Here is an 18,918-nt window from a genome sequence, read left to right as displayed (position 1 = left end):
TTAAAGCAAAAGTTTATGATTTTGTATAAGACTGACACACGATAGAGAATATTATGGCATTTCAGTTAGGTAATGATGACGTCCAAAGTATGAATGAGATGAACCTCATTCCACTGATTGATATCATGTTGGTATTGATGATTATCTTTTTATTGACAGCGACTGTTTTGAATCCAACAGTACCGCTTGATTTACCCAAAACCAGTGCGCTAATCAATGAGCAGCCACCTGAAGCAATCCAAATTAGTATAGATAAAGATGCTGGTATTTTTTGGGATAGCGATCCTATTAGTATGGAAGAACTAGGGGTGCGTCTACAACAGCAAAGTGGAGCTGGTAAAGACCCTTCCGTGCTATTAAGAGCAGATAAAGAAAGTAGATATGAGACGGTGGCGCAGGTACTGGCGGTAGCCAGTCAAGCAGGGCTGAGCAAAATAGCCTTTGTAAATGAATCGTAATGAAAACTAGGAGCTATTTAGCATAGTTGGCTTTCAATATAATCAATCCCGCTATTATTAAATACAAATAAGATAATAATAAACATAAATATCATAACAACCTTTCTCTCCCGCCTTGCTTGGGTAACCTAGCGAGGTTTTTCTTATCTAGTAGATAAGGTCAGAGTGCTAAATGTATCTTGAACATACTCAATCTTAAAATCACTCATCGCTAGGAGGTCTAAACCATAATTATTAAGGTAATGATTTTTTAAGAAATAGGTATCATTCCAATTGATAGGGGGAGTTGAAGAGTCTTAAAGTATAAGTTTTAAAATATCTGCTATAGATCAATAAGAATAAGCCTACAGTTTTTCTATTAAAAGTCAGTCTTAGAAACGTTTTAAGCTCTCCAATAGAGAGGTTGTAAATACTTCTCCGTGTGATTGATTGTAAAACTGATAACTACAACTCTTCTCAAAGTGGTCACAGACTTCCTTGGCGAATTCTTTTTTACTCATCAGAGCGGGCGCTACTACTGGCATAGTGGTTTGCTCTGCAGAGTAACCAAAAGTGAGTCGTATCTGTTTGTGTTTATTATTGGATATATCTGCAAGTTGCGCTTCAGGAAGGTTTTGATACGCTTGCCAATAGTTAATCATCTCTCCATCTTGCCACCATAGTGAAGGATCAGCACTGAAGTACTGCTGATAAGCTTCAGGGTGCTTGAACAAATTATACAATACAAACAAACCACCGTAAGAGTGTCCCCAAATGGCTTCTTGCTTCGGTTTCTCGCCCAACTGTTCATATACCCACGGCTTAATTTCTTTTTCTATCAGCCCATAAAAATGCTCTGCACCACCATTTAATCGCTCTATACCTTCTTCTGTAAACGCACTGTTATCTATAGTGTTGGCTAATAATGGTGGGGTATAGTCGTAGGCGCGGGCATCGACATCGAAGCGATAAGGTGTTTGGTAACCTATAAAGACTAAAGCAGGCGCTGATTTTTTTGGCGTAGACTTGGATAAGGCGCGCAGCGTTTCTTTATCTAAATGATCAATAGCCGCATTACCATCCAGTATATAAAGTAATTTACTAGGAGTTTTTACAGAATTGTTAGAGAGTTGATGATCGGTTGTTTGCTCAGGAATAGCTAACCATACTTGATAATGACGAGGTTTTGCATAGGCTTTCAGCGTTTTCAATTGTGAATCTGTTACGCTAGAGGAGGGTAGTTCTGGTGCAGGTTTAATGAAGGTATGATATACGAAACGATATCCGGTATCTTTGGCATGCAATAAGCTCATATCTACTGTCTTGGTCAAGTCAGGTTTAGCATAGCTTGGTGACATCATTACTCCTGCTATGGTTATCGTTATAATTGCAAATTTTGTCTGAAATTTTGACATACCTATCCTTTATCATATTCAAAAAGCCTTGAGCATAGTATTGCTTATATGAAAACTGTAAGAGAATTAACAAATGTATTTTATATCCTTGATAAGGATTGACAACTAGTTACATTATCGTAATAATAATACATATGATAATCGTTATCAATTACAATTTTTTTCTAGTAGTTCTGCATTTCACAAAAATCCTTCTTATGAGATTAAATTATGTCGCGTTCAACTCAGTCATGTTTCAGCAAAAATCTATTATCTAAATTTTCAGTTTTATCTATTGCGCTGTTATCTTTAGGGATTATAGGATGTCAAAATACGATGTCACCATCGAGCGTAACGCCTGTATCTACCTCTCATTCTGTGACCAACGGTCTCATGAAAACGCAAAGCAACTATGCCGATAGTCGTTATTTGACGATTGACGGCAAAGACTATCCCGTTTCTGAAAACTCTGCTCGAGTAGTCATCAATAAAGCGAAAAATGCACCAGAATTGGTCGCAGATATTTTTGATGGAAAAGGTAAAGTTGCGGTACCAGGTTATAAAGTGATGTTGATGGCTCGAACCAATTCAGTCGCTGTAGAAGCCAGAAAGCTAGATAATGGTAAAGTTATCGATAATCGCATGATTCACCGTGGCAGCAAGTCTCTTGTTGGTATTCCTGTTGTCAACGGACAAGCAAAACTTGATCAGGCACAATTATTAGATTTCGATATTATTTATGATGATTTAACGAAAGTCGTTGCAGAGGGCGAAGTGGTCAAACCACGGGGTACAAAATTAACCAAAGCAGAGACACCCATTACCAATAAGAAAGTGGTCGTGCATTCACTGACCTTGCCGAACATTGCTAGCGGTGAAAGTGCAGGTGGTGGTGTTAATTTCGAAGCCAGTGCAACGGTAGACGGTAAAGTTGTCAAAACTGGCGCTAATAGTGCCTTCAATATCTTTTATACCGCTACTAGTGATAATGCTAGAGGATTTTAGTTGTTGAGTGCTAACCGGTAAGAGCAGGCTCTGACTTCACTAGATGAAGTTAGAGTTGTTTTTATTTAATAGCTATCTGTTTTTAAAGCCATTAACAAACCCAATGGGTTATCTACTATGGCTTTAAGGAATACTAACGTGGTTCGTAATACCTCAAATCAATCCTCGCATTTTAGACTGTCACCGCTGTGCTATTCTATATTATTTTTACTCTTTATGTCGTTACCAGCGATAGCGGCTGAATCAGAAGATAGTGCTGATGCATTACCTAGTACCACTTTAGATACGATTGTGGTAACCGTGAACCCTTTATATGCCATTGATCCAAGTGAAGATAATGACTTATATAATGCCAATGTCGCGACGGTCGGTACCAAGATACCAGATTATCTAGAAAATATTCCCCAGTCTATCAGTTTGATCACCCAAGCAAAAATTGATGACTTAAATCTTGATACGTTAGACCAAATTGCTAAGCGCACGACCGGTTTACGAGTTCTGAAAGATGATGATGGGCGCTCATCTATTTACTCTCGTGGTTATTAATATGATCAATATAGTATTGATGAGCTCGCATCTCCCATGGCAAGTATCAATGGCACCTTGCCTAACTTAGCCGCATTTGACCGAGTAGAGGTTATGCGCGGACCTTCTGGCTTGTTTAACTCAGCGTCAGAGATGGGCGGTGTGGTGAATTTGGTTCGAAAGCATGGTAAAGCCAATATTAGCAATCCAGAAGGCTATGGCGTATCTGCTGGTCTTCAGGGCAGCTTGAGCGCCGATGACAGTCTCATTGGTCGCACGGGGCTGCAATACAATCAGCGCTCCAATCCAGTAGTTGATGACATCGGTGGTAAAGACAATCAAAACAGTACGGCCTACGTCAGTGTTGATAAGCAATTGAATGATACCAGTAAATTTGGTCTGGGTTATTTGATGTAAGATCGACAAATCACCCCCAATAATGGTCTGCCTACCTTTGCTGATAAATCTTTAATCTCCCTACCTAATAATGATTTTTATGGGGCTAAGTGGAACGACTTTAACAGTCAGAGCCATGATGTGTTTGCTGATTTTGAGCATCGTCTGGCTAGTGCTGGTGTCATAAGTGTCGGTATTCGCTATTCTGATAGAGAGGCTGATTATCATTATACCTAAGTTGCAGGTATCTGGTGGTTATAGCTATCTAGATAGTGATATCAAACAGACCTCAATACCGGTCAATTAAACGTTTATAACCTGTTAAATAAAGACCGTTATGTCCGCGTCGGCTCACTCAATACCTTTACTATGCCAGGTGATGAGCGTGAAGTAAAAGCGTCGCTGTCTTATAAGTTCTAGTTTTGATTCTAGTTAAAAGTATTGTTATCACACAATATTAATGGATCAGGCGATTGAGTGAATCATGCGCCTTGTCTTTTTTATAAAACCAACTTTTTATAAAGAGTGCATTATGTCCCAAGTTTTTGATCAACATTATACAGACAAAATGCCATTACCCATGGTAGCTAAAATAAAGTTCATGAACCATGTCAATGATGAACACCAAGACGAATTGGCGCTGTTTGTAGAAGCATTTGCTGACACCAAGCTCAGTAATGATATGGCAGTTGTGGTAGCAGAGGTTTATAGCAATGGATTATTGCTCGAAGCATCAGTCCAAAATGTAGAAGCTTTGCCAAATCACAAAGTAGAAATGTTATCTGATGGCATCAGCCAGTTTTTTATTGAATTTGAAAATGTGATTGATGAAACCATTACTTTGAAGTCGCAATATATTAACCTTTTGCAAGTGGCTTCAAAGAAACTTGGCAAGCTCGCGATAAAACAGCAAGAGCGTTATTTCACTGTGATTGATGGTTATTACGCCAGCCCGAATATGTTCCGATTGGTAGTCGCTGCACCTGCTGATACGCCACTGAATCATGCAGGATACGCCTATCTGTTTGAAATGAATACTGACGTATCAATTAGTCATAACTCTGCCGCCGCCTCGGAGAAATTACAGCGTTACTATACCTTGCGAAAAGCATGGCAAGATGCAGAAACTCAGCAAATACAGGGTTGGGTGGATATTTATATTCATGGGGATACCTCTGGTGGTAATTGGGCGAGAGCGGTTCAAGCAGGAACACAGCTTAAAAGTGTACGCGATTATCCAGAAAGGATTGCGCATTTAAATGATGGTCAGTGCCTGCTTCTGTGCGACGAAACATCTATGCCGACAGTCGCTAATTTATTAGAAAACTGGCAAAATCCGATAGCGCCAATCGTCATTGTCATGACGAATGATGGTGCAGAGCTGTCTTATCTACAAGAGATCGAATTAAGTCAGACATTGGCAGAGATAAATAGTTTTAAACAAGACAATATAGTGCATATTTTGAATGCACCTTCTATTGATCTTCCTGATGCTATTGTCTCAGCTATAGATACACGTTTAGAAGACGGCTCTATTCTTATAGAGAAGGTTTGGGGCGCGCTTAGCGCAGCTGATGCCAAAATATTAAGGCGCCAATTAAAAACTAAGTTTGATTTATCTCGCCAAGATATGGTTATGAAGGTGTATTGGCGAACGTCTTAAGGAGTAGGTGTATCTTATTATTGAATCTCATACTTATTCAAATAAAAATAATGCTAATAAAAATTTGTATTTTCAAAATTACAATAAGGAGATAGTCATGGATAGACGAAGTTTCCTCGAAATTGGTTCAGGATCTTTAGCGATCAGTGCAATGAGTATGAGTAGCACTGCATCGGCTCTGCTCAATTGTAGTTTACATGACTATTAAGGCATACAGCAATGTGATGCTAGTATAGATAGTAGACTAGCTTTTATGAGTGCAAGAGTCCAAAGAAATACTCAGTGGTGCTGGTGAGCTATGCTGAAGAAATCTTGGAGAAGAAGTTGGTAAACTAACGACTCTATGAGGAGTTTATCATGACTAAGAAAACCAGAGTCTATAGTACAGTTTCCAAAGCTGAAGCTGTTAAATAAATAGAAGGCAACAACAGCAATGTTTCACTGACTGCAAGGCAGCTAGATATATCGGGTCTTCGACGGTACTGGTGCTGTTCAGTTATAAGTGGTTCCATTATACCAGTCTGTTATAAGTGGTATGTTAATAGGTTTGAAGGGTGAAGTAGCTGGTTTCCTTGGGATATAGCTATTACAGACTAATCAACCAATAACCAAGTTTTCAATAAACCACTCCCATACCGCATCTACAGCAGGTCGTGATACTGATGTGCGTTTACGAATAAGGTAGTAATCAGGCTCAACAGTTAAATCTAACTTACTAACTTGTACCAAACGCCCCGCAGACAAATCAGCTTGTACGAACGCCTGACAAGTAATCGCAACTCCCTGTCCTGCTAAAGCAGCATCTAAAGACAGCGCGGTTTGGTTAAATACTGCACCTGACAGCTTATCTGCCGTGTTAAGAAAACGTTGCCAATGGTTGTGTGAATCATGTAGCAGTGGCATCCCTTTTAATTGCTTGAGTGACATAGGAACCCCTAAATTTAATACCCATAGTAGCAGTGTTATATAGGCCAGTTTTTATCAATGCTATATCGTTTCCACACCTTATAACCGAGATTAAGATGAAAATATATAATAAAAAAACGTCACTGGTTTTAGGTCTCTGTGGCGTATTTGCGATATTACCTGCTGTAGCCGCATTGCAGAGTTTTGAGGTAGAGAATAATAATGATTTTAAGTGTGGCTATAAAAATGATAATGGGAAGGTTTTTGTACCTGCAAACTAGGGCGTGTTGAACATTGGGAATAAAATAGTAGCAAAAAAATAGCAAACGGTTAGTCTTTAAGTTCTCACACAAAAAAGACATCGTTTGCTATGCCTCGTACAATGCTCAAAGATCAACACTGGACAAGACTAAGACCTATATTACTAGAACTTAATATCTATGACAAAGGGAATCTTAGACAAACCTTTGAAGGCGTATTATATCGGATGCGTGTTGGCTGTCCTTGGCGTGATCTGCCACCTTACTTTGGTAAGCCTAATACCGTCTACAAGGCTTATCAGCGCTGGTTTCGTAGCAATAAACTGATTGCACTGTTCGCTTTATTAACTAAAGACTCAGACTGTGAATGGGTGTTTATCGATGGCACACACATTAAAGCACATCAGCACAGTAATGGTAGCAATGAGGTGGAACAAGCCATTAGTAAAAGTGTGGCAGGACGCGCAACCAAGATTCATTTAGCAGTTGATGCTCATGGCAACCCTATTACTTTTATCCTATCAGATGGCACGACTCACGATGTAAAGGTGGCTCCAGACTTAATTGATGAGATTAATTTAAGTAGTACAGACATACTATGTGCCGATAAGGGCTATGATTCTGATCCACTGCGAGCGCATATTGAACGAGCAGGTTGCTTCAATAATATTCCTCGAAAACAGAATACTAAGTCCACCAATAACCATATGGACTGGCACTTGTACAAGGCTCGACACTTAGTAGAAAATGCTTTTGCTAAGTTAAAAAACTACAGGGCGGTTGCAACTAGATTTGATAAGCTCAAGCAAAGTTATGAGAATACGGTGGCTCTCGCTTGTGCTTATCTTTGGTTGAAACTTTGAATGTTCAACACGCCCTATTATAGTTGAGGTGATTCCTCTGAGGGCATGGCTCGTGTCTCATTAATGAAAAAGAGCAAGGTCAAAGGTTACGATGGCGCTGAGGATTACGAAGACTATTTATACATGCAAGGCTATATCAATGAAGCTGGCAAACTAGTCATACCGGTTGAACATCAAGCACCGCTTTTTTATGGGGTGATTATTGACTATCGTGACTTTAAATAAGGCTTGGTTGCCGTCTACAAAAGCGGTAAATATGGCTACATGAATAAAACGGGTAAAATGGTCATACCCTATGCTTACCAAACGGTAGGCGATTTCAGTGACGGTAGGATAGTCGTCAGTAAAAATGATAAGTATGGCGTCATAGATAGAACTGGTAAGACCATAGTACCTTTTAAGTTCAGTTGGTTAGACGATTACTATGAAGGTTTGGCTAGATATAATACCTTGAGCATAGCTCAAATAAATTGGTGTCCATAATTAGAATATATCCTTTCTTTTAGTTCCCACTTTTATCTTAAAGTATACTAATAACGAACCACAAAATCTCGTGGAGAGAATTTATTACAAATAGTGAATAACAGTAAAACCCCAATAATCATTCCAATCCATGCTCCCGTTAACTCACTTGAAGCATCAATTAAAACACCTGCCATGAACGGGAATACTGAAGCAATTAAGTATCCACCACCTTGCACAAAAGCTAATAAAGTCACGGCTTGCTTAGCGTTAGAGGCGTAATCAAGCGCTATGATTAAAGATAAAGGAAATAAAGCACCAATCCCTAACCCTAAAATTATAACGGTTAAAAATGCAAGCTTTGAGGGGATATAGATAAGCAATATTAAACCAACTAATATGAGCGATAGAGTGACAAATAATGGCTTTCGGCGATCGTTGAATTTTTTGATAAATATAGAAATTAAGATGCCAGAAATTACTTCTGCCATTGTTAAAATACTTAATAAAGCGCCAGAAGCATCTCTACTCCACCCAAGCTGGGTGTAATTTAGTGGCAACCAAGCTAGAACCAATGTGTATGCGCCTGTTCCTATGCCAAAGAAAAGCATTAACAGCCATGCATTTTTAGACTTTATAGGTAGAGGCAAATAACCGTTTCTACTGCTCTTGATATGTGGCATACCAGAGAAAAACAGTATAATTGCCAATATAGCAGGGATAGCCATAATTGATAAAGCGATATTCCAGCCAAATACTCCTTCTAAAGGAGAGGTTGTAGCAGCTGATATTGCAGCCCCCGCCATAATACCTGTTGTAAATAACCCCATAAAAACACTAGCATTGTCTGGCGCAATTCTTTTTAAATAGGCGGGCATTAGAGTTTGAATGATTGCTATACCAATACCTCCAATGAGAGAAGTCAGTAGTAGAAGTAATGTAGAGTCAGCAAAAAATCGGTAGCCACAAGAAAGTGCTATCGCCAACAATCCAACTAATATACCTATATACTCGCTTACTCTAGATTGAATTCTGGGACCTAAAAGCGCAAAGCAGCCCATCATTGCAACTGGCAAAGTAGTCAATAGTCCAGCAGTTTGATTATTTATTCCTATATCGTTTGCTAAAACGGGTATGATTGGAGATATGGAGGCCATAATAGGCCTAAGATTAAGACCTACGAGTATTATTATGGTGACTAGTATCCATTGGTTATGACTAAACTTATTCATTTCCTACCTCACACTATTGGCTATGTGTCTTTTTTAGTTATGAGTCGATGCAGCATCACAACTTTAATTGGTTGTCTTTTGCAGTAGTGCCAAGCAATAATCAAATATACGCTAGCATTTTAGATCTAAAAAATCGTAAAAATTAAGGGCTCTGTCTACTGTATATATTCGAGAAAATCTGACTTTATAATGTCCAAACATACTGACATTAGCATCAAGGCCTTGTTACTGCAGTCCAAACACTCTGATACGTTCACTGGCTGACTGATAGGTTTTTTCGCCAGCTGGCTCAACGATGTTACCAAATGGCATTTGAGCAACCAGTTCCCACTGCTTAGGAATTGAAAAAGCTGATGCAATATCATTATTGATTAGTGGATTATAATGCTGAAGATTTGCACCAATATTTAAAGCACTTAATTCTAGCCACATAGCATATTGATGCATTGCTGAGGTTTGCTGCGCCCAAATAGGAAATCTATCAGCATATAGCTCAAACTTATCTTGCAACGATTGTATAACCTCCTTATCTTCGTAAAACATAACTGTACCCACAGCCGCACGAAAACCATCCATTTTTTGTTTACTACCTGAAAAGTCGTTACTGCCAACCGCCTTACGTAAATGGGTTTCAGTGATATCCCATAGCTGCTTATGCTGCTTACCAAACAACACTACCAGACGTGTCGTCTGTGAATTGAAGGCTGAAGGGGTATTTAGTATTGTGCGCTCAGCAATATCAATAATTGCTTGTGATTTTACTGGTAAGTTGCCACCTAAAGCATAAATGGACCGACGTTTAGTGAAAGCTTGTTGTAGGTTGGCTGAATTGGATTGCGGCATATTTTTATCCTTTTAAATTTTGTTAAATAGAATGTTATTTATATCGTGTGATTAAGGTTGGCCAGGCTTATTGAATAAACTTACAAAGGAAATCAAACTTTTTAAATTCAGGTCTTATCAGGCACTTCAAGTTTTTGTTTCGATAGTGTCATCATTTTCATACCACCCCATGTAACAAGTGCCACACCGAGTGCAATCAAAGAGGCGCCTAGAATGAGTCCGTCCGGTGGAGACTCGCCTTGTAAAAAAACAGCGACAGGCACACCTACAATGGCGCCAACTGACCCCAGTAAGCTTAGCAAAACCGGGCCACCCGTTTTTTGAAGCAGAAACAATAATTGAAACTGACCTGCGAATATGAAGGCCTGTAAGGTAATTAAACCAAGTGGCAGGAAACCTCCCAGTGGAACAGTCAGTGAGAAGTTCGGTAGGAGGCTTGTTGCGCCAAGTAAGACTACAGCCGCAATAAGCATGCCTGGAGCAAGCGCATTGGGAGACGCTCCTTCCGGCCAACGCAATGTACGATAGAGATTGCCAATAGCGAGTAAAACAGGGCCACAGAGTGCTATCAAAATCCAAAATACACTGGCATCTGGTGCAGAAAATTTACGGGCAGCTAGGACACCTGCACCGGCAAGTGCAGCTGCAACCCCAAGAGCTCGAACCGTCTGAAATCGCTCCATCCCTAACGCTAGTGCCCCAAGATAGGTAAGAAGTGGTGGTAAGGAAATGATTAGGGCTACAAAACTGGCACCGACATGGGGGATAGCGGAGAAGAAAAGTAAGTTAGAGCCTGCAACGCTGACCAAAGCAGAGATAAAGTAATATTCAAAGCTGCGTTTATTGAGAGGTGGAAGTTCCTGGCGTAGTAACGCAATAACTAACAAGATTGTGGCAGCACCAGCAATTGACCAAAATAAAAAGGCAAGCGGAGACAAATCTATTTCACCCGCATATTTTGCAACGTTGGTAGAGATACCAAGTAACGCGCCTCCAACTAGAAGGCAAGTTAAAGGTACTAGCCATACACTTTTACAAGGAGAGCTATTTCGTTCTGTAAATTTAGTCATATAATATCCTAACGGCCTAAAATGTGGCTTGATGTCAGAATATCATTAAATATCTTGATGTCAAGATAATAATCTTGCTATTATTATCGTTATGAGCAGTTTCTTAGTAGAAATAGACGTTTTAATATTTACAGAATCATAAATATTTTGATCGTAACGAGGAGTAAATCAATGCAAGCTAAAGGGTGTACGCAAGAAGATGCGGTACAGAAAATTATTAGTCAATGGCAAAACCAAGGATTTGCTACTGATACTTTGTTGGCAATGGAGACTATAGGGCGTATCAAACGGTTAGAAGTGATATTAATGCGAAGGCTATCGGCTAACTATAAGATAAACTATCAAATATCACATTGGGAATTTGATGTGTTGGCGACACTACGACGCACAGGGACCCCATATTTAATGAGCCCAACCGTTTTGTTTGATAGCATGATGGTCAGTTCTGGTACGATGACCAATCGCTTACAGCATTTAGAAAAGAAGGAACTTATTGAGCGCATTGATAACCTAGAGGACAAACGAAGCTTATTAGTCAAACTAACCCCAAAAGGTCTTGAATTGATTGATAGAGCCGTCGCATCACACGTGCAATTGGAGAATGACTTGATGAGTGATATGAGTGAGGAAGAGCTACTTATTCTCAATTTATTATTAAAGAAAATTGAGAATAACCTGCCTATTGTTTAGACATAAAAAATATCTTTATGTAGAGATAAATAGTAGGTAATCGAAAACAATTGAACTTATCCTCGGAAAGCTTACTTAATGTGCGTTACAAGTAAATCGTAATTCCATACCTTACGGAAGATATCAGTAACCTACAGCCTAATATCCAAGTCTTCACCAAGGCACCGAACTGATTAAATCAGTTCAGCAATTATCAGCTCATTGAATTCGTTCAGTGAGATATACAGTCATCGAAATATTAATGTTATTTTCTACATATGCAACAGCATAGATCAAACATCGCTATGAACACATTGATGACCAACAGGCTATTATTGATGATAGGTATACGTTGTTAGACTGAGTTATTGTTTTAGGTGGTTCTGCTAACTTCTTCGTTAAGTTCTGAATTGAGCAGACTAATAATTAATTGCCTCAGCCAATTATGCGCCGCATCGCCCTCACGGCGTTGATGCCATAGCAATTTAAAGTCGAATGATGCAATTGGAAAAGGTGGTTCGAATATTTGAACCTGTGAGTTGCTATCAGTCATATCAAAGCTACGCCGCGCCGCTGTCAAAATCAGATCGGTACCAGCCACTAATTGATTGGCAATTCCCCAATGTGGCAAAGTCATTACAACACGACGACTTAATCCTGCGCCATTAAGTGCACGTTCAATTTCATTATTAGCACCTGACTGCATGGCAACGAGGATATGCGGTCGAGCCAACCAACTATCTTTATCGAGAATACCAGTCTCTGGCAAAGTTTTTTTGTCTGCTAAACAAGCAAAAGACTCAACAAATAAGGTGTGCATACGAAGCGCTTCTGGCACTTTATCTGGGAATACACCGAAAGCCATGTCAGTTTCACCATCGAACACATCCGCCATCATCGCTTCGCGGCTTCCTTGACTCACCTCAAGCTCAATGCCAGGCGCAAGCACTCTTAATGAGCGCACCAAACTTGGCATAAATACACGCGCGCCATAGTCAGACATAGCCAGACGAAATACTCGCTTCGCACTGAGAGGATTGAATTCTGGGGTCTCAATCAACGCACTGAGCTGCTCTAGAACATCAGTCAACGGCAGGATTAACTCGCTCGCTCGCGAAGTCAATTCCAATTTTCCTGAACGTCGAACCAATAGAGGGTCATCAAATAGGGTACGTAAATGGGCCAGTGCGTGGCTAACTGCCGGCTGACTTTTATGTAACCGGAGAGCGGCTCGTGATACGTGCTTTTCTACTAATAATGCGTGCAACGTCACGAGCAAATTAAGGTCAATACGTCTTAAGTTATTCATATAACGAATAGTGAAGTAAAAAAACAATAATTTCAATTCAAATTTTTAATATGAAATAATTATTCCAGAAAATTAAATAAATCTGGAGCAAACGTATGAATCTATCACTTACTGGTATCTCTTTTGCCATTATCGCCTTAGTTGCTGGCGCTTTAGTCCCTCTCCAAGCTGCGAGTAATGCTGAATTAGGCCGTGCTCTTGGACATCCTCTTTGGGCAACGGTAGTGTCGCTATTGGTGAGTGTACTTATAGCGATACCTGTCATTCTTTCTATGCGTGTCCCTACGCCCATATTGAGTGAAATCGGACAATTACCAATATGGGTCTGGTTTGGTGGCATAGCTGGCGTCATCTATATTACATCCGCATTAATTCTAGTCCCTCGTTTAGGCGCAACTCGCTTTATTGTTTGCGTGATCGCGGGTCAAATGCTTATTTCATTAATATTAGACCAGTACGGTCTTATGAATTTACCAGTGAAAGAAATAAATGCTGGGCGTTTAGTAGGTGTTACTTTTGTTCTACTAGGCATGATCATGGTGCTGTGGCTCACGCCTTCATCTACCAATTCAAGTAATGTTAAAGCTAGCATCATTGGCGATTTAAATACCATAGAAAATACGTCGACAAGTAGTACTAAGTCTGTTTCTCATTTTGAAAGCTAATCATATCTATATCAATGCGTAAGCAATGAGGATTAATTATTCAAATACTATTTGGTGATCTTGTTAAGCCTGTATTTGAAAAAAGATAACTGGGGTATGCTATTAAGTCCCTAGAACCAAACTTGGGAGATTTTAATCAAGCGGCGGTGCAATAAAACTCATGATAAACCTGTCTAGGTGATTTTATCCCCAAATCCTTTTGAATTATAGTTTGATTGTATTCAAGCTCAATATAGAGCTTGTAAGACTTGACCAAACCTTATCAGGTTATTATTTTAATAAGTAATTTTAGGAAAAATTATTTAACTTAATTGATGTAGAATTAAACAAATGTACTTACCGTACTATAATTTCCGTTTTCTGTACTGACCGCGATTAAAAAAGGAATTCTTATGAAAAAGCTTGCGGCTTATCTTTGTTTTGCCTTGGCTTGCATCTCTACTTCTCATGCTGAAACCATCGCTGGTTACAGCTTTGAAAAATACCCTGCTAAAATCTATAACGGTAAACAAGCACCCTTAAAATTAGGTGACTGGAGCTCTTTTCGTACTCGACTGAAAGCAGCTCATAAAGATGGTGAAATTAACTTCGCGGGTAACTATATCGTAACAACCTGGGGCTGTGGTACAAGCTGTGTATCAGGGGCTATGATTGATAAACGTACTGGCAAAGTATACGGTATCCCACTGGGTGAAACTGAGGATAGTGTAACCCCTTATGAAAGTGGCGCAGAATGCTTCGCAGACGGCGCAGAACTTGATGACAACGAGCGTTTGGCTTTCTATCCCAATAGCCGCTTATTTATCAGTCGCAATTGTGAAGGCGAGCAAGTCAACGAAACCACAGGTAAACAACTTATCACCTATTATGTCAACATTTGGGATGAAAAGACCAAGACATTCAAACTAAAAAAGGTTCAGCAATCTAAACTCGTTAAAGTGGACTACAGTCAATTTTAAACTAACTTTTTTCCTGTATTTACCTTTTAAAGCCAAGTTTTTAGCCTAAACTTGGCTCATACTACCCTCTACCTTTTTTAGAGGTCTTAGCTTGGGCTATCTTGACCAAAAAAATAAACCATCTCGACGTTGTAGTGGCACACTAAATTTAAGCTGTATTTAAGAGAAGATCTGCTGCCCACAAAAAAGCCAGGCAACTCAAGCTGCATGGCTTTAAAATTTCTAATAATTTATCTATGATTATGTTCCCGCCACACAGCATGCTCACATACCTCACAGCACTAACGCTCTTTTGCACGCATATATGAAATATCTGCCGGTACTTCAAGTGGACAAGGATAACCACAGTACTCACATACAACATCATCTAAGTAGACATAACACTGAGCGATTATCGCAAACAATACAGGTGAGCTAATCTCATACGTCTGACAAAGCGCTTTTACGTGCTTAACGTAGTCGCTTTGATTATCATATGCCCAGTAATCCTCACAGATTTTTAGATCTCGTGCGTTCTGCGTCATATTCGGCTGAAGTTTTACACTCATTACATTCTCCTTAGTAGCCGACATAGTCAGAGTGCGGTAGTAGCTCATAAAGCTCGCTTTGAAGCTGACAACGCATATCCTCAATCAACATAGTCAAGATCCACCTCCAAGCGCTTCTGAACCCACACACGCATCGCCATATCATTAGCAAAACAGTGCTTTACTCCTAAGAAGCGTGCGAGGTTATGACCCGATGAAATATAAAACTCACGCATCAATGCATTAGCAATCTTATTCGCATCCTCACTGATTGCACCGTCAGGTTTAAGTTCAGCAAACAGCTCTTCATAATTGATGATTGTCATTGTGACGTCTCCTTGTCAGTCTGTTTATTCCTGATGAGTGCTTCAGCCTCAGAGCTATTCGATGCGCTGGTCAGCTTCTCCTTGCTAGCTAGTAGCAAATTATCCATCGCAGAGCCATCCTGTCGGGTAATATCAGGTACGTAGCGGCTATACACCCGAAACAGCATCTCCGTACTACTGTGACCCATCTGCCGCGCTATCCACTCAGGATTTTCACCAGCAGCGAGCTAAAGCGTCGCTGCGGTATGGCGAGTCTGATAAGCACGCCGATGTTTGAGACCGAGTAGGGCAAGCGTAGGCTTCCATACCCGCCTGTTTACATTACGGTACTCCATTGGATTGCCTTGTGAGTTGCAGAAGATAAAATCTGACTTACCAAAGGTGCGCGTCTTCTGCTCTAGTAGGGCGTCATATACTAACTGTGACATCGCAATATCGCGTTGTGAGCCTAACGTCTTAGTCGGACTGTAGTGGCATAATAAAATTGGACAGCGCATAAGAGGTTTATACTAACCCAAAGAGGAAAGCAGTATGACCACCAAACGCAATCAATATACCCGAGAATTCAAATTAGAAGCCATCAGCTTAGTTGTTGATCACAAACGTAAAATACCTGACGTGGCCGATTCATTAGGGATAGGTAAATCCACCTTGCAGAAATGGCTGAGTCAATACCGTCAAGAAATGAGTGGCCAAGCACCTAAAGTCGGCAACGCTTTAACGGATGAACAGCGCGAGCTTCAAGAGCTGCGTAAGCAGGTTAAGCGACTCACTATGGAGCGCGATATTCTAAAAAAGGCTTCTGCTCTGCTGGCGTTAGACAGCCTGAACGGCTATCGTTAATCATTCAGCTTGCAGAGCAAGACAAACGGATCAGTAAAAGTCTTCTTTGCAAACTGTTTGGCGTGATGAAGAGCAGCTACTACTATGGACTAAGGCCCAAGTCAATTAGCCTTGACACTGTCAAAACCAAAGCCTTAATACGCCAAATATTTAACGACTCGAAGCAATCAGCAGGGGCTCGCAGCATCATTGCCATACTAATGAATGAACACAACATCGAGCTTTCACGTTATATGGTAAGTAAACTTATGAGCAGCATGGGCCTTAAAAGCTGTCAATTGAAGACGCACAAATACAAGCACGCTGACGAGGTTCATAAAACGCATCACAATATCTTAAATAGAAACTTTAGCCCATCAGCGCCCAATCAAGTCTGGACGGGCGATGTCACATATATTCGTATCAAAGGCGGATGGTGCTATTTAGCTGTCGTTTTAGATTTATATGCTCGGCGTGTGGTGGGATTTGCTGTATCAGACTCACCCGACAGCATACTGACCGCTAAAGCACTGCAGATGGCATATCAGACGCGCTTACAGCCAAGTGCGGTGTTGTTTCACTCTGATCAGGGAACCCATTACACCAGTAAGACATTTGCTGAATCCGTTGCCAGTTGTGAGGGCATGACGCAAAGTATGAGCCGTCGTGGAAACTGTTGGGATAATGCCCCAACCGAACGATTCTTTAGAAGCTTTAAAACAGAATGGATGCCAAAAAGTGGTTATGAGAATATCGCTGAGGCTAAAAGCGCCATGATTGATTATATCTGGGGCTATTATCAAACCGTGAGACCGCATACTTTTAACAATTATTTAACACCGCTAGAAAAAGAGAAACGTTACTTTAATCAAAACCTCTTATCAGGTGTCCTAAATTAGTTGACCACTACAGACCCATCTCCCCATTCACTAACGCCCCTCTGATACTAATCTCACGCCGATCAAAGTTAATGCAGTCCCACTTCAGCCCATCGATCTCACTGGTACGCATCCCCGTAAAGAAGCGAATGGTGTAGTAGGGCTTATAATCCGCACGGACATGTTTTAAAATCAGCCATACCTCGTCTAACGTAAAAGGACTGACATCAGGTCGTGCTTGTTTAAGATTCTTAATGTTTTTATAAGGCATCTCAAACTCATGGCGATCTGATGCTTCTTCTAGTATCATAATCTGATTGATTCGTGCTACTGACAGACTTGACTGACCCTCTTTACCGTAACGAACTTTGGCGAGGGAGCTACGGAAGGTCAGCAAGTCTGGTTTTTTTATCGCATGTACCGCTTTACCACCAAACTCAGGTAACAAGTACTTATTTAAAATAATCTGCGTCTTTTGCCGATAGCTCGGCCGCCATTCAATCTTCTTCTCCTCATACCAAATATCGACAAACTGCCTAAAGGTTGGGTTACGACTGATACAAGCTTCCGCTCTATCAGCCAGTGCCGTCATCTCTTTTAAACGCATACTCTTCGGAAAGTAAGCGCCATAGTCAAAGATACCTAGGGTGATTTCTGCTTCCATTTTTTTTGCTACTAAAGCCAGCTTTTTAACGTTTGCCGGAGTATCAGGGAAGTTTGTTGTCTCACGGCAACGAATATTCATATATGTGAAATCTATGAATAGTTTGCCACGCCTTGCTCTTACTGATGCCATTGTTAATCTCCTTGTTTAAATAAAACTTACTGTAAAGCCATACCATTGATGGCACTCATAACTGGCTTACACATATCTTCTTCGATACGCTCCCAGACATATAAAATCTTACGACCGCCAAAAGGACGGATGTAGTGAATGTTTTCAATCAAAACAATGTCTTTCATTTGATTGCGGATAGTACGTGCGTCGTATTTGATGCGTTCGGCTAACTCATCAGTTGTTAAATAAGTATTGCTCATGGTATTTACCTCTTTTCAGTTATTAAGTCGTTGCATTAAGTGATAGAATGAAAACTATTTTATCAGCCTGTAAAAATGTACCTTTGAAGTATCAGCTATAATTTACCCGCTTAAAGGTAATTAGTAACCGATTTGTGTACTATATTGTCTTTTTACTTCAATGTAAATCATTTTTACCCGAAAAGAGGTATTAATTATGATTGTGTCTAAACTTCCTGTGATTCTGGCAGAGAAAAAGTTGCGTGTAGCAGATGTCGTAAGAGCAACAGGCATGAGTAAATCAACACTTCATAAGCTATACAATGAAGAGTCATCAAGAATTGACTTCAATACTATCGATCAGTTATGTGAGTTTTTAGATGTGCAGGTGGGTGACTTATTTATTTATAAGCCAAATACTAAAGATGATGAAGAGTCTTGATGATCTACAAAATTGAAAAAGATGCGCAGAGGAATAAGTGGTAGATCCCTATATATATATATATATGACGTTTCAAGGCCTACAATTAAGGTTGGGGTTATTTTTAAAACTTACTTTTTCATGATTTGGTCACGTTTTGGTCACGTTATGAGTTCAATATACAAAAGCAGTAAAAAAGGAAAAGCGATGTTAAGAAAATATTTCTTAGCATCGCTTTTGATAAAGATAAGAATAATAAGTTGGGGTCA

At 40.0% G+C, this 18,918-nt stretch carries 24 protein-coding genes and 1 pseudogene; 14 read left to right on the top strand and 11 right to left on the bottom strand.

Annotated features, from left to right (window positions below; all coding sequences use genetic code 11):
- Positions 1-53 precede the first annotated feature (53 nt).
- The gene (locus AK822_RS08710; protein ID WP_060491343.1) at positions 54-458 is read left to right on the top strand and encodes an ExbD/TolR family protein; all 405 of its coding nucleotides are present in this window, start codon (positions 54-56) and stop codon (positions 456-458) included.
- A 371-nt stretch (positions 459-829) separates the two neighbouring features.
- Here the strand turns inward: AK822_RS08710 and AK822_RS08705 are convergent, their stop codons facing one another.
- Positions 830-1,852 carry an alpha/beta hydrolase gene (locus AK822_RS08705; protein WP_087945611.1) on the bottom strand — a complete coding sequence of 341 codons (1,023 nt, stop codon included), beginning with the start codon at positions 1,850-1,852 and terminating at the stop codon, positions 830-832.
- Positions 1,853-2,167: 315 nt separating this feature from the next.
- On the opposite strand from AK822_RS08705, the gene AK822_RS08700 reads away from it, so the two are divergent.
- The 4 genes from AK822_RS08700 to AK822_RS08685 all read left to right on the top strand — a co-directional run bounded on the left by AK822_RS08700 (position 2,168) and on the right by AK822_RS08685 (position 5,420).
- Positions 2,168-2,836, top strand: a complete 669-nt coding sequence (locus AK822_RS08700; RefSeq protein ID WP_060491341.1) for a nucleoside/nucleotide kinase family protein — start codon at positions 2,168-2,170, stop codon at positions 2,834-2,836.
- Between the two features lie 138 nt (positions 2,837-2,974).
- Positions 2,975-3,382 carry a hypothetical protein gene (locus AK822_RS08695; RefSeq protein ID WP_060491340.1) on the top strand — a complete coding sequence of 136 codons (408 nt, stop codon included), beginning with the start codon at positions 2,975-2,977 and terminating at the stop codon, positions 3,380-3,382.
- A 36-nt stretch (positions 3,383-3,418) separates the two neighbouring features.
- Positions 3,419-3,778, top strand: a complete 360-nt coding sequence (locus tag AK822_RS08690; RefSeq protein WP_060491339.1) for a hypothetical protein — start codon at positions 3,419-3,421, stop codon at positions 3,776-3,778.
- A gap of 511 nt (positions 3,779-4,289) precedes the next feature.
- On the top strand, positions 4,290-5,420 hold the full coding sequence (locus AK822_RS08685; RefSeq protein ID WP_060491338.1) for a siderophore-interacting protein: 1,131 nt from the start codon (positions 4,290-4,292) through the stop codon (positions 5,418-5,420).
- A 597-nt stretch (positions 5,421-6,017) separates the two neighbouring features.
- Here the strand turns inward: AK822_RS08685 and AK822_RS08680 are convergent.
- A complete protein-coding gene (locus AK822_RS08680; RefSeq protein WP_060491337.1) occupies positions 6,018-6,347 on the bottom strand; it encodes a LysR substrate-binding domain-containing protein in 330 nt (109 codons plus the stop codon).
- A gap of 349 nt (positions 6,348-6,696) precedes the next feature.
- Between AK822_RS08680 and AK822_RS08670 the strand changes: the two genes are divergently transcribed.
- From AK822_RS08670 to AK822_RS15110, 3 genes are read left to right on the top strand one after another with little or no spacing between them, the layout of a single operon-like run.
- Positions 6,697-7,449 carry an IS5 family transposase gene (locus tag AK822_RS08670; RefSeq protein ID WP_060490363.1) on the top strand — a complete coding sequence of 251 codons (753 nt, stop codon included), beginning with the start codon at positions 6,697-6,699 and terminating at the stop codon, positions 7,447-7,449.
- 45 nt (positions 7,450-7,494) lie between these two features.
- Positions 7,495-7,674 carry a hypothetical protein gene (locus AK822_RS15115; protein ID WP_060491335.1) on the top strand — a complete coding sequence of 60 codons (180 nt, stop codon included), beginning with the start codon at positions 7,495-7,497 and terminating at the stop codon, positions 7,672-7,674.
- A gap of 39 nt (positions 7,675-7,713) precedes the next feature.
- A complete protein-coding gene (locus AK822_RS15110) occupies positions 7,714-7,932 on the top strand; it encodes a WG repeat-containing protein (protein WP_060491334.1) in 219 nt (72 codons plus the stop codon).
- 47 nt (positions 7,933-7,979) lie between these two features.
- Here the strand turns inward: AK822_RS15110 and AK822_RS08655 are convergent, their stop codons facing one another.
- The 3 genes from AK822_RS08655 to AK822_RS08645 all read right to left on the bottom strand — a co-directional run bounded on the left by AK822_RS08655 (position 7,980) and on the right by AK822_RS08645 (position 11,056).
- Entirely contained in the window at positions 7,980-9,068 is a 1,089-nt protein-coding gene (locus AK822_RS08655; RefSeq protein ID WP_228138999.1) for an MFS transporter, read from the bottom strand.
- A gap of 300 nt (positions 9,069-9,368) precedes the next feature.
- Positions 9,369-9,986, bottom strand: a complete 618-nt coding sequence (locus AK822_RS08650; protein ID WP_060491332.1) for a nitroreductase family protein — start codon at positions 9,984-9,986, stop codon at positions 9,369-9,371.
- Between the two features lie 107 nt (positions 9,987-10,093).
- Positions 10,094-11,056 carry a DMT family transporter gene (locus tag AK822_RS08645; RefSeq protein ID WP_060491331.1) on the bottom strand — a complete coding sequence of 321 codons (963 nt, stop codon included), beginning with the start codon at positions 11,054-11,056 and terminating at the stop codon, positions 10,094-10,096.
- A gap of 171 nt (positions 11,057-11,227) precedes the next feature.
- Between AK822_RS08645 and AK822_RS08640 the strand changes: the two genes are divergently transcribed.
- Positions 11,228-11,746 (top strand): MarR family winged helix-turn-helix transcriptional regulator, encoded by a 519-nt coding sequence (locus AK822_RS08640; protein ID WP_060491330.1) that lies wholly within the window; start codon positions 11,228-11,230, stop codon positions 11,744-11,746.
- A 352-nt stretch (positions 11,747-12,098) separates the two neighbouring features.
- Here the strand turns inward: AK822_RS08640 and AK822_RS08635 are convergent, their stop codons facing one another.
- On the bottom strand, positions 12,099-13,034 hold the full coding sequence (locus tag AK822_RS08635) for a LysR family transcriptional regulator (RefSeq protein WP_060491329.1): 936 nt from the start codon (positions 13,032-13,034) through the stop codon (positions 12,099-12,101).
- Positions 13,035-13,129: 95 nt separating this feature from the next.
- Here AK822_RS08635 and AK822_RS08630 point away from each other — a divergent pair, with 95 nt between their 5' ends.
- Complete coding sequence (locus AK822_RS08630) at positions 13,130-13,699, top strand: DMT family transporter (protein WP_060491328.1); 570 nt, start codon at positions 13,130-13,132, stop codon at positions 13,697-13,699.
- A 392-nt stretch (positions 13,700-14,091) separates the two neighbouring features.
- Positions 14,092-14,658 (top strand): hypothetical protein, encoded by a 567-nt coding sequence (locus AK822_RS08625; RefSeq protein WP_060491327.1) that lies wholly within the window; start codon positions 14,092-14,094, stop codon positions 14,656-14,658.
- A 281-nt stretch (positions 14,659-14,939) separates the two neighbouring features.
- On the opposite strand, the gene AK822_RS08620 is transcribed toward AK822_RS08625, so the two are convergent.
- The 3 genes and pseudogenes from AK822_RS08620 to AK822_RS15105 all read right to left on the bottom strand — a co-directional run.
- Entirely contained in the window at positions 14,940-15,206 is a 267-nt protein-coding gene (locus tag AK822_RS08620; RefSeq protein WP_228138998.1) for a hypothetical protein, read from the bottom strand.
- Positions 15,207-15,286: 80 nt separating this feature from the next.
- Positions 15,287-15,511 carry a hypothetical protein gene (locus tag AK822_RS08615; RefSeq protein WP_228138997.1) on the bottom strand — a complete coding sequence of 75 codons (225 nt, stop codon included), beginning with the start codon at positions 15,509-15,511 and terminating at the stop codon, positions 15,287-15,289.
- Positions 15,508-15,972 (bottom strand): annotated as a pseudogene (locus AK822_RS15105) (tyrosine-type recombinase/integrase); the annotation flags it as partial. The gene AK822_RS08615 and the pseudogene AK822_RS15105, both read right to left, overlap by 4 nt.
- Before the next feature lie 70 nt (positions 15,973-16,042).
- On the opposite strand from AK822_RS15105, the gene AK822_RS08605 reads away from it, so the two are divergent.
- Positions 16,043-16,354 carry a transposase gene (locus AK822_RS08605; RefSeq protein ID WP_060491324.1) on the top strand — a complete coding sequence of 104 codons (312 nt, stop codon included), beginning with the start codon at positions 16,043-16,045 and terminating at the stop codon, positions 16,352-16,354.
- On the top strand, positions 16,354-17,232 hold the full coding sequence (locus tag AK822_RS08600; RefSeq protein WP_060491323.1) for an IS3 family transposase: 879 nt from the start codon (positions 16,354-16,356) through the stop codon (positions 17,230-17,232). The genes AK822_RS08605 and AK822_RS08600 overlap by 1 nt, the downstream gene beginning before the upstream one ends.
- Before the next feature lie 7 nt (positions 17,233-17,239).
- Here the strand turns inward: AK822_RS08600 and AK822_RS08595 are convergent, their stop codons facing one another.
- Together AK822_RS08595 and AK822_RS08590 are read right to left on the bottom strand one after the other, a co-directional pair.
- Positions 17,240-18,007, bottom strand: coding sequence for an Arm DNA-binding domain-containing protein (locus AK822_RS08595; RefSeq protein WP_228138996.1), 768 nt, complete (start codon positions 18,005-18,007; stop codon positions 17,240-17,242).
- Between the two features lie 26 nt (positions 18,008-18,033).
- Positions 18,034-18,249 (bottom strand): hypothetical protein, encoded by a 216-nt coding sequence (locus AK822_RS08590; protein WP_060491322.1) that lies wholly within the window; start codon positions 18,247-18,249, stop codon positions 18,034-18,036.
- 196 nt (positions 18,250-18,445) lie between these two features.
- On the opposite strand from AK822_RS08590, the gene AK822_RS08585 reads away from it, so the two are divergent.
- Positions 18,446-18,670, top strand: coding sequence for a helix-turn-helix domain-containing protein (locus AK822_RS08585; RefSeq protein ID WP_055125017.1), 225 nt, complete (start codon positions 18,446-18,448; stop codon positions 18,668-18,670).
- The last annotated feature ends 248 nt before the right edge of the window (positions 18,671-18,918 follow it).

The sequence above is a fragment of the Psychrobacter sp. P11F6 genome (genome assembly GCF_001435295.1).
Lineage (GTDB): Bacteria > Pseudomonadota > Gammaproteobacteria > Pseudomonadales > Moraxellaceae > Psychrobacter.
Note: the sequence above shows the minus strand (reverse complement) of the source record. Positions and strands in the feature narration are given on the sequence as shown.

Coding starts and splice junctions, on each gene's coding strand:
- AK822_RS08625 (WP_060491327.1), top strand. CDS start 14,092: ATGAAAAAGCTTGCGGCTTATCTTTGTTTTGCCTTGGCTTGCATCTCT.
- AK822_RS08595 (WP_228138996.1), bottom strand. CDS start 18,007: ATGGCATCAGTAAGAGCAAGGCGTGGCAAACTATTCATAGATTTCACA.
- AK822_RS08680 (WP_060491337.1), bottom strand. CDS start 6,347: ATGTCACTCAAGCAATTAAAAGGGATGCCACTGCTACATGATTCACAC.
- AK822_RS08645 (WP_060491331.1), bottom strand. CDS start 11,056: ATGACTAAATTTACAGAACGAAATAGCTCTCCTTGTAAAAGTGTATGG.
- AK822_RS08670 (WP_060490363.1), top strand. CDS start 6,697: ATGCCTCGTACAATGCTCAAAGATCAACACTGGACAAGACTAAGACCT.
- AK822_RS08705 (WP_087945611.1), bottom strand. CDS start 1,852: ATGTCAAAATTTCAGACAAAATTTGCAATTATAACGATAACCATAGCA.
- AK822_RS08620 (WP_228138998.1), bottom strand. CDS start 15,206: ATGAGTGTAAAACTTCAGCCGAATATGACGCAGAACGCACGAGATCTA.
- AK822_RS08690 (WP_060491339.1), top strand. CDS start 3,419: ATGGCAAGTATCAATGGCACCTTGCCTAACTTAGCCGCATTTGACCGA.
- AK822_RS08585 (WP_055125017.1), top strand. CDS start 18,446: ATGATTGTGTCTAAACTTCCTGTGATTCTGGCAGAGAAAAAGTTGCGT.
- AK822_RS08630 (WP_060491328.1), top strand. CDS start 13,130: ATGAATCTATCACTTACTGGTATCTCTTTTGCCATTATCGCCTTAGTT.
- AK822_RS08700 (WP_060491341.1), top strand. CDS start 2,168: ATGTCACCATCGAGCGTAACGCCTGTATCTACCTCTCATTCTGTGACC.
- AK822_RS08615 (WP_228138997.1), bottom strand. CDS start 15,511: ATGACAATCATCAATTATGAAGAGCTGTTTGCTGAACTTAAACCTGAC.
- AK822_RS08605 (WP_060491324.1), top strand. CDS start 16,043: ATGACCACCAAACGCAATCAATATACCCGAGAATTCAAATTAGAAGCC.
- AK822_RS08655 (WP_228138999.1), bottom strand. CDS start 9,068: ATGGCCTCCATATCTCCAATCATACCCGTTTTAGCAAACGATATAGGA.
- AK822_RS08650 (WP_060491332.1), bottom strand. CDS start 9,986: ATGCCGCAATCCAATTCAGCCAACCTACAACAAGCTTTCACTAAACGT.
- AK822_RS08590 (WP_060491322.1), bottom strand. CDS start 18,249: ATGAGCAATACTTATTTAACAACTGATGAGTTAGCCGAACGCATCAAA.
- AK822_RS08685 (WP_060491338.1), top strand. CDS start 4,290: ATGTCCCAAGTTTTTGATCAACATTATACAGACAAAATGCCATTACCC.
- AK822_RS08710 (WP_060491343.1), top strand. CDS start 54: ATGGCATTTCAGTTAGGTAATGATGACGTCCAAAGTATGAATGAGATG.
- AK822_RS08640 (WP_060491330.1), top strand. CDS start 11,228: ATGCAAGCTAAAGGGTGTACGCAAGAAGATGCGGTACAGAAAATTATT.
- AK822_RS08635 (WP_060491329.1), bottom strand. CDS start 13,034: ATGAATAACTTAAGACGTATTGACCTTAATTTGCTCGTGACGTTGCAC.
- AK822_RS15115 (WP_060491335.1), top strand. CDS start 7,495: ATGGCTCGTGTCTCATTAATGAAAAAGAGCAAGGTCAAAGGTTACGAT.
- AK822_RS15110 (WP_060491334.1), top strand. CDS start 7,714: ATGAATAAAACGGGTAAAATGGTCATACCCTATGCTTACCAAACGGTA.